Genomic DNA, 15,242 nt, shown 5'->3' with positions numbered 1-15,242 from the left:
GCGTTCACGCTTTTCCAGCCAGCTGTGGAAGTCCGGACGCGCGCCTGCGCGTTCTGCTCTGAGCAGAACGCCTCGAAGCGGGCGGATGCCGCGGCCTATCGTGAGGCATGGCCGACATCGTCCCGTTCCCGCGCGCACCCCGTCCCGACCGCCGTCCCCAGCCGAGCGACCCCGAGCCGCTGTGGCGCCAGCTTCTCGGCGACCAGCTGCGCCGCCGGCGTCATGAACGCGAAGAGACCCTCACCGAGACGGCCGAGAAGGCCGGCGTCTCCCCGCAGTATCTGTCCGAGGTCGAGCGCGGACTCAAGGAGCCGTCGAGCGAGATGATCGCGGCGATCAGCGGCGCCCTCGAGACGTCGCTGATCGAACTCACCAGCGCGGTCGCCGACGAGCTGCGGACGGCCATGGCGCCGGCATCCGCCCTCGTCTCCGCCGGACGCGCGGCGTTCGCCCTGGCCGCCTGAGCCGCGGAATCCCTCAGCCGGCTGTGCGTCGGGCGAGCACCGTGTCGATGAGTCCGTAATCGAGCGCTGCGGATGCCGTGAACACGCGGTCGCGATCGGTGTCGGCGCGCAGCGCCTCGACCGTGCGCCCGCTGTGCCTGGCGAGGATCTCTTCCATGTCGGACCGCACGCGCACCACTTCATCGGCCGCCAGGATGAGGTCGGGGATGGCCCCGCGGGACTGACCCGCCGGCTGGTGCAGCACGATGCGCGCGTGCGCCAGCGCCGACCGCTCCCCCGGGGCTCCCGCCGCCACCAGCAGCGCCGCGGGTCCGATCGCCTGGCCGACGCACGTCGTGGCGATGCGCGGACGGATGTGCTGCATGGTGTCGTAGATCGCGAGCGCCGCGCCCGGATCCCCGCCCTCGCTGTTGATGTAGAACTGGATGCCGCTCTCGGGGCTGTCGGCGTCGAGGTGCAGCAGCTGCGCGATGAGCGCATTGGCGACACCCGCGTCGATGCCGGTGCCGAGGTAGATGACGCGCTCGGCGAGCAGGTGCGAGTAGACGTCCATGATGCGCTCGCCGCGCGGATGCTGCACGATCACATTCGGGATCGAGTAGGTGCTCATGCGCTGACCCCCAGTCCGACGCGGGCGCGCCGTCGCGGCATGATGTCGGCCATCGAGCCGACGATCTCGTCGATGAAGCCGTAGGCCTGGCCCTCGGCGGCGGTGTACCAGCGGTCGTGCAGGGAGTCCTCGAAGATGCGCTCGATCGGCTGCCCGGTGTCGGCGGCGATCAGGCCGAGCACGGTGTCGCGCATGTGCCGGAGGTCGTCGGCCTGGGTCTCGATCTCGCCCGCCGAGCCGCCGATGCCGGCGGACCCCTGATGCATCAGGATGCGGGCGTGCGGCAGGGCCCGCCGCTTGCCCTTCGTGCCTGCCGAGAGGAGGAACTGCCCGGCGCTGTAGGCGATGCCGAGCACGAGCGTCGAGACGTCGTTCGGCACCAGCTTCATCAGGTCGCGGATCGCGAGCATCGACGGCACGGAGCCGCCGGGCGAGTGGATCCAGAGGGCGATGTCGGTGGCCGGATCCTCGGCCGACAGCGCGAGCAGCTGCGTCATGAGCAGCGTGCCGTTGTCGTCGTCGAGGGCGCCGTCGAGCACGAGCACCCGCTCGTGGAACAGCGCGCGCCGGGCTTCGGGGCCGAACTGCGGGATGGGGTTGTCTTCGCTCATGTCCCCAGCATCCGCCGCCTCTCACGCTCTCGGTGCCGTATCCGCCTGCGGCAGATCCGCCGTGAGCAGAGGGCGGGGGAAGAACGAAACCTGCTGTAACACGCGCGACTCACGGCCCTCGTACGCTCGGCGGCATGGCGAAACAGGATGCTCCGGCGTGGCAGTGGTCGGAAGACGGAATCAACTTCCGCACCCGGAAATGGGTGCGGCCCGAGGATCTCAACGCGAACGGATCGCTGTTCGGCGGCAGTCTCCTGAAGTGGATCGATGAGGAGGCGGCGATCTACGCGATCGTGCAGCTCGGCAACTACCGCGCGGTCACCAAGCACATCTCGGAGATCAACTTCGAGTCGTCGGCCGTGCAGGGAGACCTGGTCGAGATCGGCCTGCAGGCGACCCACTTCGGTCACACGTCGCTGACCATGCGCGCGATCGCACGCAACATGATCACGCGGAAACGCCTCCTCACCATCGAGAAGATCGTGTTCGTCAGTCTCGACGAGGACGGCGTCCCCACCCCGCACGGCTATCGCGAGATCACGTACAACCGCGACCGCATGCCCACAGAGCGCATCGCCACCGGAACGATCCGCCTGCCGACCTGACGCCGAGCCGCCCCGTTATGTGCGAGCCGCCCCGTTGAGCGCGTCACTCACGGGGGCGGCTCGCACAAGGAGGGGCGGCTCGGCGGAGGGGGCGGACGGAGCGGAAGCCACCGCGAAGGCCTGAGCGAGGTCGGCGATCAGGTCGTCGGCGTTCTCGAGCCCGATCGAGAGACGGAGCACGTCGGCGGCGGGGCGCGCCTCGGGCGGCACCGGCCGGTGAGTGAGCGCAGCAGGATGCTGGATCAGCGAATCCACCCCGCCGAGCGAGACGGCATGCGTGAACAAGTCCGTCTTCGACGTGATGGCGGATGCTGCGGCATACCCGCCGCGCATCCGCATCGCGATCACGGCGCCGGTCCCGCGCATCTGCCGCTGGAGGACTCCGCGCGGATCACCGTCGAGTCCGGGGTAGAAGACCTCGGCGACCTCGGGCCGGTCGATCAGCCACTGCACGATGCGGCGCGCGTTCTCCTGCTGCTGGCGCATGCGCACGGGCAGCGTCGTGAGCCCGCGGTGCAGCAGGTAGGCGCCGAGCGGATGCAGCAGACCGCCAGTCACCGCCCGCACACGCCGGAGCGCCTGCGCGGTCTTCTCGCTGCACGCCACGACGCCGGCGATCACGTCGCCGTGCCCGCCGAGGTACTTGGTGGCGCTGTGCAGCGACATCGCCGCACCATGATCGAGCGGGTTCTGGAGCACCGGGGTGGCGAAGGTGTTGTCGACCACCACGGGCACGCCGCCGGCCTGACGAACGACCTCGGCGATGTCGGCGATGTCGAGTGTCGGGTTCGCCGGCGTCTCGACCACGACCAGCCCGGTGTCGGGGCGGATGCCCTCGGCGACCTCGTGCGGATGGCAGTAGGTGACCTCGGCGCCGAGCAGTCCAGAGGCGAGCAGATGGTCGGTGCCGCCGTAGAGCGGACGCACCGCGACGACGTGACGCTTGCCGACCGCGTTGGTGTGAGCGAGGATCACGGCCGTCATCGCCGCCATGCCCGAGGCGAAGGCGACCGACGCCTCGGCGTGCTCCAGTTCGGCGAGCGCGTCTTCGAAGCGGGCCACGGTCGGGTTCCACAGGCGGGTGTAGACCATGCTTCCGTCGGCGGGTGGCCGGCCCCCGGTGGCCATCGCCTCGTACGAGTCGCCCCCGCGCTCGATGTCGGGCAGCGGATTCGTGGTGGAGAGGTCGATCGGCAGTGCATGCACCCCGAGAGCTTCGAGGTCGGCGCGGCCGCTGTGAACGGCGACGGTGTCAGGATGCAGCGATGCAGTCATCCCTCCACGTTGCCGGAAACACGAACGCGGCGCTGATCTGCGACAGCATCCGCCATGAAACGGACCTGATTCGCTATTCTGGGCGAGATCACACCATAGGGGGAGGCATTCGTTGTCGAAAGCACAAGGCACTCCGCTCGACGAAATCGACCTCGAACTCCTCGCCGTCCTCACCCGCGACGCCGAGGTCACGAACAAGGCGCTCGCTCATCGCCTGGGTCTGGCCGAATCGACCTGCGCCCACCGGGTGCGGTCGCTCCGGGAGCGCGGGGTCATCCGCGACACGCGCATCCGCGTCGACGGCGCAGCGCTCGGGTTCCCGCTGCAGGCCATCATCAAGGTGCGCCTCGCCAACCACACCGGCGCCAAGGTCACCGCCCTGTTCGACGCGCTGGTGAGCATCCCGCGGGTGCTGCAGGTGTTCCACGTCGCGGGCGTCGACGACTTCCTCGTGCACGTCGCGGTGCAGGACGCCACGGCGCTCCGCGACATCGTGCTCGAGCACATCACCGTGCACGCGGTCGTGCGGGGCACCGAGACGCAGCTGGTCTTCGAGCTGCGCGACGGGAGCGGGCTGCTCCCGCGCTGAATCCGTTGCGTACGGATCAGACGCGCGCGCTCGATCCCGACATCAGCGGTAGACCTCTCGGCGGTGGGCGACGCGCATGTTGTACGGCAACGCCCCCGAGACCCAACCGCACCTCAGCGGACGACGGCGATGGTGCTCGTCGACACCGGCACCGGTGAAGACGTCGCCTTCTGGACCGCGGCGGCGGGCACGCGGGCCGTGCGATGCCGCGGCTCGCGGCCGTGCTCGGTCGCACCCACGATCGCGCGGACGACGCCGCCGATGGTCAGCATCGCGACCAGGGCGGCGCCCGCGGCGATCAGCGGCAGCCACTGATTCGCGAAGGATGCCGTGAAGCTCAGGAGCGCGAAGACGATCCACAGCCCCACGGCACCTCCGGTGAGCCCTCCGGCGCCGCGCATGACCGCGATCCCCGCCACGATCGCGCAGACGGCGGCGAGCGCCGCACCGACGATCCCGATCGGGAGCATGACTCCCGCGAGATCACTGGCCAATCTGAAAGTGGTCATGACGCCCCCCGTCCGCGGAATCTCCGCACCCTTCGACACTAAGCAAGTGTCGACGGCGGCCCATCCGTCTCAGGTCCCATCCGCATCATCCTCCAGGACGATCTTTCAGGGCGGTGGATGCCGGGGCGTCAGCGACGGGTGGAGTGCGAGCGGCGGCGCCCCAGCGTGAGACGGCGCAGCCGCGAGGCGCGGATCGTGGTGATCGGCTGGGTGATGACCGCGTCGACGACCATCGAGCCGTCGGTGGGGCCGACGATCGCGATCGCCGAGGTCTCGGTCGCCTCGGCCGGCTCGATGGGCAGCCGACCGAGCGCCCGGTGGGCGCGGATGTAGGCGGGCACGAGCAGCACGATCGCGCCGACCCAGGCGAGCGGATTGCTGAGCGCGACGCCGGTGAAGTCGATCAGCGCGCCGAGCACGACGGCCGCCCCCACGCGCATCACGAGCTCGATGACCCCGGTCACGGTCGGCACCAGCGTGTGTCCGAGACCCTGCAGGGCGCCGCGCAGCACGAACAGCACGCCGAGCGCCCAGTATCCGCATCCGTTGACGATGAGCATGAGGTGGGCGAGGTCGACGACGTCATCGGAGCCCTCGCCGATGAACAGCCGCACCATCGGAGCACCGAAGGCGATCAGCATGCCGCCCAGCACGACGCCGGCGATGATCGCCATCCAGGTCGCCTCGACCACTCCCCGACGGATGCGGTCGGGCCGACGACCGCCGTGGTTCTGCGCCGCGTACATCGAGACCGCGAGGCCGAGCGACGACAGCAGCGCCACCGCGAGGCTGTCGACGCGCGACGCGGTCGTGTACGCGGCGACAGCATCCGCTCCCAGGGTGTTCAACGCCACCTGGACGGTGAGCGTGCCGATCGCGATGATCGACGCCTGGAAGCCCATCGGCAGCCCGAGCCGCAGGTGTTCGGCGAGGTCGGCGCGCGTGATGCGCCAGTCGGCACGTCGCAGGTGCAGCATCGGGAGGCGGCGACGTACGAACTCGAGGCACAGCACGACCGAGACGGCCTGCGCCACGACGGTCGCGAGAGCGGCGCCGCCCACTCCCCACTCCAGGGGTCCGACCATGAGGACGACGAGCCCGACGTTCAGAACGCAGGAGACGGTGAGGAACACCAGCGGCGTGCGAGAGTCGCCGATCGCGCGGATGATCGCCGAGAGGTAGTTGAAGAACATCGTCGCACCCGCACCGAGGAAGCTGATCTGCGTGAAGATCGTCGCCTCGGCCATCAGCTCGGGCGGCGTCTGCAGCACGACGAGCAGCGGCGCGGCGATGAGGGGCGCGACCACCGTCAGCAGCACGCTCGTGATACCGGAGAGCAGCACGCCGGTCGCGACCGAGCGTCGCACCGCCGGATCGTCGCGGGCCCCGAAGGCCTGGGCGATCGGGATCGCGAAGCCGCTGGTGAGCCCCCAGGCGAAGCCGAGCAGCACGAACAGCAACGGTCCGGTCGCGCCGACCGCGGCGAGAGCGTTCACGCCGAGGTGGCGACCCACGACGATCGCGTCGGCGAAGTGGTACAGCTGCTGCACCACGTTGCCAATGAGAAGCGGAAGGGAGAAGGCGAGGATGACACGCCACGGACGACCCGTGGTGAGAGAGGTGGCCATGAAGGAGCGGCTCGCAGAACTGGGGGGTGATCGGGGGAGCGACCAGTTTATCGAATCGATTCGGCGCAACGGAATACCCGATCGCCCCATTACGGTCGAGAGGATGCCGCGGCGTCGGCGTCGACGACAACCGGAGGAAGAAAGTGACGAAGAACGACACGGACGGGTCCGTCGGGGTGGACGGATCCGCAGGAGACGACCAGCATCTGCGGCGAGCGCTGAGCAACCGCCACATCCAGCTGCTCGCGATCGGCGGGGCCATCGGCACCGGCCTGTTCATGGGCAGCGGCAAGACCATCTCGGTCGCCGGGCCCTCGGTGATCTTCGTCTACATGATCATCGGCTTCATGCTGTTCTTCGTCATGCGGGCGATGGGCGAGCTGCTGCTGTCGAACCTCAAGTACAAGTCGTTCAGCGACTTCGCGAGCGACCTGCTCGGACCCTGGGCCGGGTTCTTCACAGGGTGGACCTACTGGTTCTGCTGGGTGGTCACGGGCGTCGCCGACGTCATCGCGATCGCCGGGTACACGGACGCCCTGATCCCCGGAGTGCCGCTGTGGATCCCCGGCCTGCTCGTGATCGTCATCCTGCTCGCCCTGAACCTGCCCACCGTCGCCGCGTTCGGCGAGATGGAGTTCTGGTTCGCGCTGATCAAGATCATCGCGATCGTCGCGCTCATCGTCACGGGCCTGGTGATGATCTTCACCGGCTTCCAGCACGATGCCGGCACGGCGAGCTTCTCGAACCTCTGGGACCACGGCGGCATGTTCCCGCACGGCTTCCTGGGCTTCGTCGCCGGGTTCCAGATCGCGGTGTTCGCGTTCGTCGGCATCGAGCTCGTCGGCACGGCCGCCGCCGAGACGAAGGACCCGAAGCGCAACCTGCCGAAGGCGATCAACGCCATCCCGATCCGCATCCTGCTCTTCTACGTGGGCGCGCTGGTCGTGCTGATGGCAGTGACGCCGTGGACCGAGTATGTCGCCGGCGAGAGCCCGTTCATCGCGATGTTCGCGCTCGCCGGGCTCGGGATCGCCGCGACCGTGGTGAACCTCGTCGTGCTGACCTCGGCCATGTCGAGCGCGAACTCCGGCATCTACTCGACCTCTCGCATGGTGTTCGGCCTGGCGCAGGACGGCGACGCTCCGCAGCTGTTCGGACGCCTCTCGCGGCGACGCGTCCCGCAGAACGCCCTGTTCCTCTCCTGCATCCTGCTGCTCTCCGGAGTGGTGCTGCTGTATGCGGGCGACGACATCGGCACCGCCTTCGACATGGTGACCACGGTGTCGGCCGTGTGCTTCATGTTCGTGTGGACGATCTTCCTCTGCAGCTACCTCGTCTACCGGCGTCGGCGGCCGGAGAAGGTGGCCGCCTCGACGTTCCGGATGCCGGGTGGCGTGTTCATGGTCTACGTCGTGCTCGCGTTCTTCGTGTTCATCCTGTGGGCGCTGACGACCCAGCCCGACACGCTGACCGCTCTGCTCGTGACGCCGATCTGGTTCGTGCTGCTGATCGTGGCGTGGCTGTTCGTGCGGAAGTCGCAGAACCATCTGAAGCGGCACGAAGCGCACATCCGGTACCTGCGCGACGACTCGATCGAGGCGCACTAGTCGGGCCGCGGCATCCGAACGGGGTTCCGCCAGGGCCTCCCTCGCCGGCGCGGCCGCGCGTAGCGTCGAAGGCACGGTCGCACGGAGGGCCGCCGGACGGAAGGACAGCTCATGCACGTACGCACTCTCGGACAGGGCCTCGAGGTCTCGGCAGTCGGACTCGGCTGCATGGGGATGTCGCAGAGCTACGGGCCGAACCCCGGCGACCGCGGCGAGATGATCGGGGTGCTGCGATCCGCACTCGATCACGGCGTCACGTTCTTCGACACCGCCGAGGTGTACGGCCCCTACGTCAACGAGGAGCTCGTCGGCGAAGCCCTCGAGCCGATCCGCGACCAGGTCGTCATCGCCACGAAGTTCGGCTGGCGGATCGAGGACGGGAAGAGCGTCGGACTCGACAGCCGACCCGAGCAGATCCGCCGCGTCGCCGAGGAGTCGCTGCGACGTCTGCGGACGGACGTGCTCGACCTCTTCTACCAGCACCGCGTCGACCCAGAGGTGCCGATCGAAGACGTCGCCGGCACCGTGGCCGAACTGATCGCCGAGGGCAAGGTGCGCCATCTCGGGTTGTCCGAGGCGTCGGCATCCACCATCCGCCGGGCGCACGCGGTGCACCCCGTCACTGCCCTGCAGAGCGAGTACTCGCTGTGGACACGCGATCCCGAGGCGGATGTCCTGCCGGTGCTCGGCGAACTGGGCATCGGCTTCGTGCCGTTCAGTCCCCTCGGGAAGGGATTCCTCACGGGCACGGTCGACCAGAGCACGGCGTTCAGCGACGGCGACATCCGCGGCACGATCCCGCGCTTCAGTGCGGAGAACCGTGAGGTGAACCAGGCGCTCGTCCGACACGTCGCCGACCTCGCGACGGCCAAGGAGGCCACCCCGGGGCAGATCGCCCTCGCCTGGCTGCTCGCTCGCGCACCGTGGATCGTGCCGGTCCCCGGCACCCGCCGCACCTCGCGGATCGCCGAGAACGCCGGGGCGACGGCGGTGGCGCTGTCGGCGGACGAGGTCGCCGACCTCGACCGGCTCGCGGACCGGATCGGTGTGGCGGGCGACCGGTACAACCCGCAGCAGATGAGCTACGTCGACCGCTGAGCGTGTCGGCTTGCGTCGTTCCGGTCGCAGTTGCTGCCGGTTGGGCAGCCGGGAAGCAGCACGAACTGCGACCGGAGCGCGGGAGAACAGGCAATAGCCTGGATGCTGCGGCGACGGAGGGAGCGCGATGTTCGACAGCCCGCTCTCGGCCTCGGCGTACGAGGTGCTCGGCGTCGCGTCGACCACGGATGACGAGGAGCTTCGGCGCGCGTATCGGCTGCGCCTGCGTCAGACGCACCCGGACACCGGTGGCGACGCGGCGGTGTTCATCCGGGTGCAGCGCGCGTGGGAGCTGGTCGGCACGCCCGAGGGGCGGGCCGCGTACGACCGCAGTCACGGTATCGGCGTCGAGACGGAGTGGGGCGGATGGCGGGCGCCGACCGCGCGCCCCGACGGCCGCCCGCGACCGAAGTCGTACGGCGAGCCCGGCGCCTGGCGGCGAGCGCAGTACGTGACCCGGCTGCAGGAATGGACGGGCGAAGAGGTGCCCGACCCCTACGCCCCCGCCCTGGTGCGCGCCGCGCCGCGGGAGCTCAAGCGCCTGCTCGCGGATGCCCTCGCCGAGGAGGGCACGGCCCAGGTCGTCGCAGGACTCGGCATGGGCTTCACGCTGTGGCACGGCATCTCGGTCGCGGCCTCGGGCGGGCAGGCGACGGATGCGGCGGAGCGGCTCGATCACGTCGTGCTCGGACCGTCGGGGCTGTACGGCGTGATGTCGGCGGACTTCGGCGGCGTGGTCGGCTTCCGGCGCGGAGAGATCACGGGTCCGAGTCTCGGACACCGCGCGCCGGTGACGACGCTTCTGGCCCAGATCAACGCGGTCGCCCGGCTCGCCCGCGTGCGCTTCAGCGGTGCGATCGTGGCCCTGCCCGACGACGACCTGTCGCAGGCGGTCACGCCGCTCGGCAGCATCCGCGGTATGCCGGTGGTCGTGGTCCGCCGCAGTGCGCTCCCGCTGCTGCTGCGACGCGGGATGCCGGGTGCGCGGGTCATCGGCGGCAACGAGCTCTTCGACATCCGCACCCGGCTCACCCAGCGGACGACGTTCGCCTGAATTCGGGGTTCCGCATGTCGCCACCCGCGAGTAGCGTGCGGTCATGGCGCTCACGACGGCACTGCGGGACTGGCTGCTCGACTCCGACCCCTCGCTGCGATGGCAGGTCGAACGCGATCTGCTCGGCGCGCCGCCCGAGGTCTGGGAGGCGACCAGGGCGCGGGTGACGACCGAAGGGTTCGGCGCGGCGTTGCTCGCTCGGCAGGATGCCGACGGGCAATGGGCCGGCGGCGCACACTTTCCCGCGGGTTTCTTCGACAGCGCCGAGGCGGAGACACCGGGCCAGCCCTGGGTCGCGACCAGTTGGTCGCTCAAAGACCTCCGGGAGTGGGGTGCGGACCCGGCAGCCCTCGACGGGACGGCCGAGAAGCTCGCCGCGAACTGCCACTGGGAGTATGACGACCTGCCCTTCTGGGGCGGCGAGGTCGATGTGTGCATCAACTCGTACACGCTCGCCGCCGGCGCCTGGCTCGGGCTCGACATGAGCGCGCTCGCGCAGTGGTTCGTGACTCACCGGCTCGCCGACGGCGGCTGGAACTGCGAGGCGGAGGAGGGCGATTCGACGAGGTCGTCGTTCCACTCGACTCTCAATGCGCTGCGCGGGTTGGTCGCCTACGAGCAGCTGACGGGAGACACCTCCGTGCGCGACGCGCGCCACGGCGGCGAGGAGTACCTCCTGCGGCGGCGGCTGCTGTATCGCGAGTCGACCGGCGAGCGGGTCGGCGACTTCGTGGCGCACTTCACGTACCCGCACCGGCACCAGTACAGCGCGCTGACCGCGCTCGACCACTTCCGCGAGGCGTCGCTCGCCGAGGGGACCGAGCCCGATCCTCGGCTCGCCGATGCCGTCGCGCTGGTCAGGGCGGCCCGCGGGCCCGATGGAGCCTGGACGCAGGGCGCACCGCTCCTCGGCCGCACGTGGTTCGACGTCGACGCCCCCGAGGGCGAGCCGTCACGATGGCTGACCCTGTTCGGCACCCGTGTTCTCGACTGGTGGGACGCCGCGCACTGACCTGAGCGCTCGAATGGGTCGTTGACAGCGCCACGCAAACCGGTTTACACTCGTGCAAACCGGTTCAACTTCCCCGTGAGTGCGCCGGCACGTACCCACGAGGAGGTGGCATGAGCCGCACGACGATCGCCGATGTCGCCCGCGAAGCCGGCGTCACGAAGGCCACCGTCTCGCACGCCCTCAGCGGCAACCGCCCGACCTCGGAAGAGACCCGCGCCAAGGTGCGCGCCGCCGCCGAGAAGCTCAACTGGGTGCCGAGTCAGAGCGCCCGCGCCCTCGCGACCAGCCGAGCCAACGCCGTGGCCGTCGTGCTGGCCCGCGACCCGGAGGTCATCGCGAACGACTCGTTCTTCCCGGCCTTCATCTCGGGCGTCGAGTCCGTGCTCGCCGAGACCGAGACCGCGCTGCTGCTCCAGGTCGTCCCCGGTCGCGAGGCCGAGGAGCGCGCCTACCGCACCCTCAGCCACGGCCGCGCCGACGGCGCCCTCCTGCTCGACCTGCGCAGCGACGACTGGCGCGTCCCGCTCCTCGAAGAGCTCGCGCTTCCGACGGTCCTCGTCGGCGCGTACGACCAGCCGACCGCGTTCTCCTGCGTCCGCACCGACGACGCGGCCCCCGTGCGTGAGATCGTCGCCCACCTCCGGGCCGCCGGGCATGAACGCATCGCGCACGTCTCCGGCCCCCTCGACTACGTGCACTCCCGCGCCAGGGCCGACGCGTACATCGGCGAGCTCGGCACCGACGAACTGCTCCGCGAGGGCGACTTCACCGCCGCGAGCGGCCGCGACCTCACCGAAGAGCTGCTCGCCCTGCCCGGCCGCCCGACCGCCATCCTGTACTCGAACGACACCATGGCGATCGCCGGGCTCTCGTTCGCTCGCTCACAGGGCCTGTCCATCCCGCGCGACCTCGCGATCTCGGGGTTCGACGATGACCACCTGTCGGCCCACCTCTCTCCGGCGCTGACCAGCGTCTCGTCGGATCCGGCGGCACGCGGTCGCGCGGCCGCCCGCATCCTGCGCGAGGTCATCCTCGGAGCGCAGCCGCGCACCGAGGTCGTCGACTGCAACGTCGTGCACTTCCGCGAGAGCACCGCGTCATCGGCATCCGCATCATCCGCATCAGACTCACCCACCGTGTCGAGGAGGACACCATGAAGAAGATCCGTGCAATCGCACTCATCGGCGCTGTCGCACTCGTCGCCACCGGATGCTCCGCCGGCGGCGGAGGCGGGGGCGGCGAAGGCGGCGCAGAAGGCACCGGCCCCATCGACGTCTGGCTCTCGAACAACGAGCAGGAGGTCGGCTGGGGTCAGGACGTCGTCGATGCCTGGAACGCCGACCACCCCGACGAGAAGGTCACCGCCCAGGAGATCCCCGCAGGATCCTCGTCGGAGGAGGCCATCACCGCCGCGATCACCGCAGGCACCGCCCCCTGCCTGGTCTACAACGTGGCGCCCGCGGCTGTCTCGGGCTGGGTCAAGCAGGGCGGACTCGTCGACCTCAGCAAGATCGACGGCGGCACCGACTACATCACCGAGCGCGGCGGCGACGTCGAGTCGTACTCCAGCGACGGCAGCTACTACCAGCTGCCGTGGAAGTCGAACCCCGTGATGGTCATGTACAACAAGGCACTGTTCACCGCGGCGGGCATCGACCCCGAGGACCCGCAGATGAACACCTACGACGCGTTCCTCGAGGGCGCGCAGAAGATCGTCGATTCCGGCGTGCAGAGCGCGATCTGGCCGGCGCCGACCAGCGAGTTCTACCAGCCGTGGTTCGACTTCTATCCGCTCTATCTCGCCGAGACCGACGGCACGATGCTCGTCGAAGACGGCAAGGCCACGATCGATTCGGATGCCGGACGCGAGGTCGCCGAATTCTGGGCGACGATCTACAAGGACAAGCTCGCCCCGAACGAGGCCGCGACCGACGACGCGATGTCCTCGGGTAACACGGCGATGCAGCTCGCCGGCCCGTGGGCGATCCCGTCCTACGCCGAGACCGTCGACGTCGGCTTCATGCCGGTTCCGACGAGCGACGGCCGCGAGAACCCGGTCACCTTCGCCGACTCGAAGAGCGTCTCGATGTTCACGGCCTGCGAGAACCAGGGCACGGCGTGGGAGTTCCTGAAGTTCTCGACCAGCGTCGAGAACGACGGGGCGTTCCTCGAGGCCACCGGGCAGATGCCGATGCGCACCGACCTGACCGGCACGTTCGCCGATTACTTCGAGGCCAACCCGAACTACGTCTCGTTCGCCGAACAGGCGGAGGCGACGGCCGACGTGCCCAGCATCCCGAACTCGGTCGAGGCATGGCAGGCGTTCCGCGACGCCTACTCGCCCGCGGTGATCTTCGGCAAGGACTCCATCGACGACTTCCTGAAGAACGCCTCGTCCAAGATCGACGAGCTCGTCGCCGAGTGATCTGATGACCGACAACCGACGGTTGCGCACCCGATGGCTGGGTGCGCAACCGATCGGCGGCCTGTTCGCGCTGCCGTACTTCGTCTTCGTGATCGCGATCTTCGCCTACCCGTTGGCGTTCGCGATCTACATCGCCTTCCACGACTACTTCTTCACCGCGCCGGGAACGGAGCCCGAGCGTCCCTTCGTGGGCTTCGAGAACTTCGTCACGGTGCTGACCGATCCGCGGGTGCTCGGATCGTTCCGCAACACGCTGATCTTCCTCGTGATCAACGTGCCGCTCACCGCGGTGCTCTCGCTCGTGCTGGCCGCGGCTCTGAACACCGGCATCCGCTGGGTGGCCGCCTACCGCGTGGCGTTCTACGTGCCGTACCTGACGGCGAGCGTCTCGCTCGTCGGCGTCTGGATGCTGCTGTTCTCCGGCAACGGACTGATCAACACCATCCTCGGCCCGCTCGCGCCCGACCCGTCCTGGCTCGTCAACAGCGGGCTGGCGATGCCGATGATCGCGCTCTACGTCACCTGGAAGCAACTCGGGTTCTACATCCTGCTGTACCTCGCGGCGCTGCAGAACGTGCCGAAGGAGCTGTACGAATCGGCCGAGACCGACGGGGCCGGAGCCTTCAAGCGGTTCCTGCACGTCACCGTCCCCGGCGTCCGCAGCGCAACCACGCTCGTGCTGATCCTGTCGATCATCACCGGCGCCAACCTCTTCACCGAGCCGTACCTGCTCACGAACGGCGGCGGGCCGGACGGGGCGTCCTCCACGCCGGTGCTGCTCATCTACCAGCTGGGCATCCAGCAGCAGAACCCCGACACCGCGGCAGCCATCGGCATGATCCTCGTGATCCTCGTCGGGATGCTGTCGCTCATGGCCAACCGCGCGACCAGGGAGCGATGATGAAACGCAGAAGCAAGGCTCCACGCATCCTCAGCATCGTCCTGCTCACGGTGGCGGCGATCGGATTCGCGTTCCCGTTCTACTTCATGCTCGTGGGGGCGTTCCAGGAGAACCCGACGAATGCGCCGAACGAGCTCCTGCCGACCAGCGGCTGGACCGTCGACAACTTCGTCGCGATCGACTCCCGCATCGACCTGGCCGGTTCCCTGCTGAACTCGCTGATCTTCACGGCGGGCGTGCTGCTCGGCACCGTCGTGTTCGGGCTGCTGGCCGGGTACGCGATCGCGCGGCTCGACTTCCGCGGCCGCGGCGTGGTCTGGGTGCTCATGCTGCTCGTGCAGATGGTGCCGTTCCAGCTGCTGATGATCCCGCTGTACGTGCAGATCACGCGCAGCTACGGACTCGGCGACTCGTACCTCGGCATGATCCTGCCGTTCCTGATCAACACGACCGCGGTGTTCATCTTCGTGCAGTTCTTCAAGGCGCTGCCCGTCGAGATCTTCGAGGCCGCGCGCATCGACGGAGCCGGCGAGATCCGCCTGCTGACGTCGGTCGCGATCCCGCTGATCAAGCCCGTATTGGTCACCGTGGTGCTGGTGACGTTCATCGGCCCGTGGAACGAGTTCCTCTGGCCGTTCCTGATCACGAAGGATGCGACGTTGCAGCCGCTCGCCGTGTCTCTCGCGAACTACATCTCGAACGTCGCCCAGTCCACCGCCAACCCCAACGGGGCGATCCTCGCCGGTGCCACCGCGCTGGCCTTCCCCGTCGTCATCCTGTTCATCGTCTTCCAGCGGTTCTTCCGCGCCACCGACCTGGGTGCAGCCGTCAAGGGCTGACCCCGCGCCGCCACA

At 69.1% G+C, this 15,242-nt stretch carries 16 protein-coding genes; 11 read left to right on the top strand and 5 right to left on the bottom strand.

All coding sequences use genetic code 11. From position 1 onward, the window contains the following. Positions 1-107: 107 nt before the first annotated feature. Entirely contained in the window at positions 108-464 is a 357-nt protein-coding gene (locus tag QFZ21_RS13625; RefSeq protein WP_307378726.1) for a helix-turn-helix domain-containing protein, read from the top strand. A gap of 13 nt (positions 465-477) precedes the next feature. Here the strand turns inward: QFZ21_RS13625 and QFZ21_RS13620 are convergent, their stop codons facing one another. Together QFZ21_RS13620 and QFZ21_RS13615 are read right to left on the bottom strand one after the other, a co-directional pair. After that, positions 478-1,074 carry a ClpP family protease gene (locus tag QFZ21_RS13620; RefSeq protein WP_307378724.1) on the bottom strand — a complete coding sequence of 199 codons (597 nt, stop codon included), beginning with the start codon at positions 1,072-1,074 and terminating at the stop codon, positions 478-480. Continuing rightward, entirely contained in the window at positions 1,071-1,685 is a 615-nt protein-coding gene (locus QFZ21_RS13615; RefSeq protein WP_307378722.1) for a ClpP family protease, read from the bottom strand. The genes QFZ21_RS13620 and QFZ21_RS13615 overlap by 4 nt, the downstream gene beginning before the upstream one ends. A gap of 134 nt (positions 1,686-1,819) precedes the next feature. On the opposite strand from QFZ21_RS13615, the gene QFZ21_RS13610 reads away from it, so the two are divergent. Continuing rightward, complete coding sequence (locus tag QFZ21_RS13610) at positions 1,820-2,290, top strand: acyl-CoA thioesterase (protein WP_307378721.1); 471 nt, start codon at positions 1,820-1,822, stop codon at positions 2,288-2,290. A 15-nt stretch (positions 2,291-2,305) separates the two neighbouring features. On the opposite strand, the gene QFZ21_RS13605 is transcribed toward QFZ21_RS13610, so the two are convergent. Further along, positions 2,306-3,565: a PLP-dependent aspartate aminotransferase family protein gene (locus QFZ21_RS13605; protein WP_307378720.1), complete on the bottom strand. Its 1,260-nt coding sequence runs from the start codon at positions 3,563-3,565 to the stop codon at positions 2,306-2,308. A gap of 112 nt (positions 3,566-3,677) precedes the next feature. Between QFZ21_RS13605 and QFZ21_RS13600 the strand changes: the two genes are divergently transcribed. Further along, the gene (locus QFZ21_RS13600) at positions 3,678-4,154 is read left to right on the top strand and encodes an Lrp/AsnC family transcriptional regulator (protein WP_307378718.1); all 477 of its coding nucleotides are present in this window, start codon (positions 3,678-3,680) and stop codon (positions 4,152-4,154) included. A gap of 113 nt (positions 4,155-4,267) precedes the next feature. Here the strand turns inward: QFZ21_RS13600 and QFZ21_RS13595 are convergent, their stop codons facing one another. Then, on the bottom strand, positions 4,268-4,663 hold the full coding sequence (locus tag QFZ21_RS13595) for a hypothetical protein (protein ID WP_307378717.1): 396 nt from the start codon (positions 4,661-4,663) through the stop codon (positions 4,268-4,270). A gap of 128 nt (positions 4,664-4,791) precedes the next feature. Beyond that, positions 4,792-6,291: an MATE family efflux transporter gene (locus QFZ21_RS13590; RefSeq protein WP_307378715.1), complete on the bottom strand. Its 1,500-nt coding sequence runs from the start codon at positions 6,289-6,291 to the stop codon at positions 4,792-4,794. A 143-nt stretch (positions 6,292-6,434) separates the two neighbouring features. Between QFZ21_RS13590 and cycA the strand changes: the two genes are divergently transcribed. The 8 genes from cycA to QFZ21_RS13550 all read left to right on the top strand — a co-directional run bounded on the left by cycA (position 6,435) and on the right by QFZ21_RS13550 (position 15,227). Further along, complete coding sequence (gene cycA, locus QFZ21_RS13585) at positions 6,435-7,898, top strand: D-serine/D-alanine/glycine transporter (protein ID WP_307378713.1); 1,464 nt, start codon at positions 6,435-6,437, stop codon at positions 7,896-7,898. Positions 7,899-8,009: 111 nt separating this feature from the next. Continuing rightward, positions 8,010-8,996, top strand: a complete 987-nt coding sequence (locus QFZ21_RS13580) for an aldo/keto reductase (protein WP_307378711.1) — start codon at positions 8,010-8,012, stop codon at positions 8,994-8,996. Positions 8,997-9,123: 127 nt separating this feature from the next. Then, positions 9,124-10,050, top strand: a complete 927-nt coding sequence (locus QFZ21_RS13575) for a DnaJ domain-containing protein (protein ID WP_307378710.1) — start codon at positions 9,124-9,126, stop codon at positions 10,048-10,050. Positions 10,051-10,093: 43 nt separating this feature from the next. Then, positions 10,094-11,062 (top strand): squalene cyclase, encoded by a 969-nt coding sequence (locus QFZ21_RS13570; protein WP_307378708.1) that lies wholly within the window; start codon positions 10,094-10,096, stop codon positions 11,060-11,062. Positions 11,063-11,172: 110 nt separating this feature from the next. Beyond that, positions 11,173-12,219 carry a LacI family DNA-binding transcriptional regulator gene (locus QFZ21_RS13565; protein ID WP_307378705.1) on the top strand — a complete coding sequence of 349 codons (1,047 nt, stop codon included), beginning with the start codon at positions 11,173-11,175 and terminating at the stop codon, positions 12,217-12,219. Further along, positions 12,216-13,487, top strand: a complete 1,272-nt coding sequence (locus tag QFZ21_RS13560) for an extracellular solute-binding protein (protein WP_307378704.1) — start codon at positions 12,216-12,218, stop codon at positions 13,485-13,487. Before QFZ21_RS13565 ends, QFZ21_RS13560 begins: the two co-directional genes overlap by 4 nt. A gap of 4 nt (positions 13,488-13,491) precedes the next feature. Further along, a complete protein-coding gene (locus tag QFZ21_RS13555; RefSeq protein WP_307378703.1) occupies positions 13,492-14,388 on the top strand; it encodes a carbohydrate ABC transporter permease in 897 nt (298 codons plus the stop codon). Continuing rightward, positions 14,385-15,227 carry a carbohydrate ABC transporter permease gene (locus QFZ21_RS13550; RefSeq protein WP_307378701.1) on the top strand — a complete coding sequence of 281 codons (843 nt, stop codon included), beginning with the start codon at positions 14,385-14,387 and terminating at the stop codon, positions 15,225-15,227. The genes QFZ21_RS13555 and QFZ21_RS13550 overlap by 4 nt, the downstream gene beginning before the upstream one ends. Positions 15,228-15,242 lie beyond the last annotated feature (15 nt).

It is taken from the genome of Microbacterium sp. W4I20 (genome assembly GCF_030816505.1).
Classification (GTDB): domain Bacteria; phylum Actinomycetota; class Actinomycetes; order Actinomycetales; family Microbacteriaceae; genus Microbacterium.
Note: the sequence above shows the minus strand (reverse complement) of the source record. Positions and strands in the feature narration are given on the sequence as shown.

Excerpts from the sequence above, each read along its gene's own strand:
- QFZ21_RS13620 (WP_307378724.1), bottom strand. The coding sequence starts at position 1,074 with ATGAGCACCTACTCGATCCCGAATGTGATCGTGCAGCATCCGCGCGGC.
- QFZ21_RS13605 (WP_307378720.1), bottom strand. The coding sequence starts at position 3,565 with ATGACTGCATCGCTGCATCCTGACACCGTCGCCGTTCACAGCGGCCGC.
- QFZ21_RS13555 (WP_307378703.1), top strand. The coding sequence starts at position 13,492 with ATGACCGACAACCGACGGTTGCGCACCCGATGGCTGGGTGCGCAACCG.
- QFZ21_RS13550 (WP_307378701.1), top strand. The coding sequence starts at position 14,385 with ATGATGAAACGCAGAAGCAAGGCTCCACGCATCCTCAGCATCGTCCTG.
- QFZ21_RS13560 (WP_307378704.1), top strand. The coding sequence starts at position 12,216 with ATGAAGAAGATCCGTGCAATCGCACTCATCGGCGCTGTCGCACTCGTC.
- QFZ21_RS13565 (WP_307378705.1), top strand. The coding sequence starts at position 11,173 with ATGAGCCGCACGACGATCGCCGATGTCGCCCGCGAAGCCGGCGTCACG.
- QFZ21_RS13590 (WP_307378715.1), bottom strand. The coding sequence starts at position 6,291 with ATGGCCACCTCTCTCACCACGGGTCGTCCGTGGCGTGTCATCCTCGCC.
- QFZ21_RS13570 (WP_307378708.1), top strand. The coding sequence starts at position 10,094 with ATGGCGCTCACGACGGCACTGCGGGACTGGCTGCTCGACTCCGACCCC.
- QFZ21_RS13615 (WP_307378722.1), bottom strand. The coding sequence starts at position 1,685 with ATGAGCGAAGACAACCCCATCCCGCAGTTCGGCCCCGAAGCCCGGCGC.
- QFZ21_RS13575 (WP_307378710.1), top strand. The coding sequence starts at position 9,124 with ATGTTCGACAGCCCGCTCTCGGCCTCGGCGTACGAGGTGCTCGGCGTC.
- QFZ21_RS13595 (WP_307378717.1), bottom strand. The coding sequence starts at position 4,663 with ATGACCACTTTCAGATTGGCCAGTGATCTCGCGGGAGTCATGCTCCCG.
- QFZ21_RS13625 (WP_307378726.1), top strand. The coding sequence starts at position 108 with ATGGCCGACATCGTCCCGTTCCCGCGCGCACCCCGTCCCGACCGCCGT.
- QFZ21_RS13580 (WP_307378711.1), top strand. The coding sequence starts at position 8,010 with ATGCACGTACGCACTCTCGGACAGGGCCTCGAGGTCTCGGCAGTCGGA.
- QFZ21_RS13610 (WP_307378721.1), top strand. The coding sequence starts at position 1,820 with ATGGCGAAACAGGATGCTCCGGCGTGGCAGTGGTCGGAAGACGGAATC.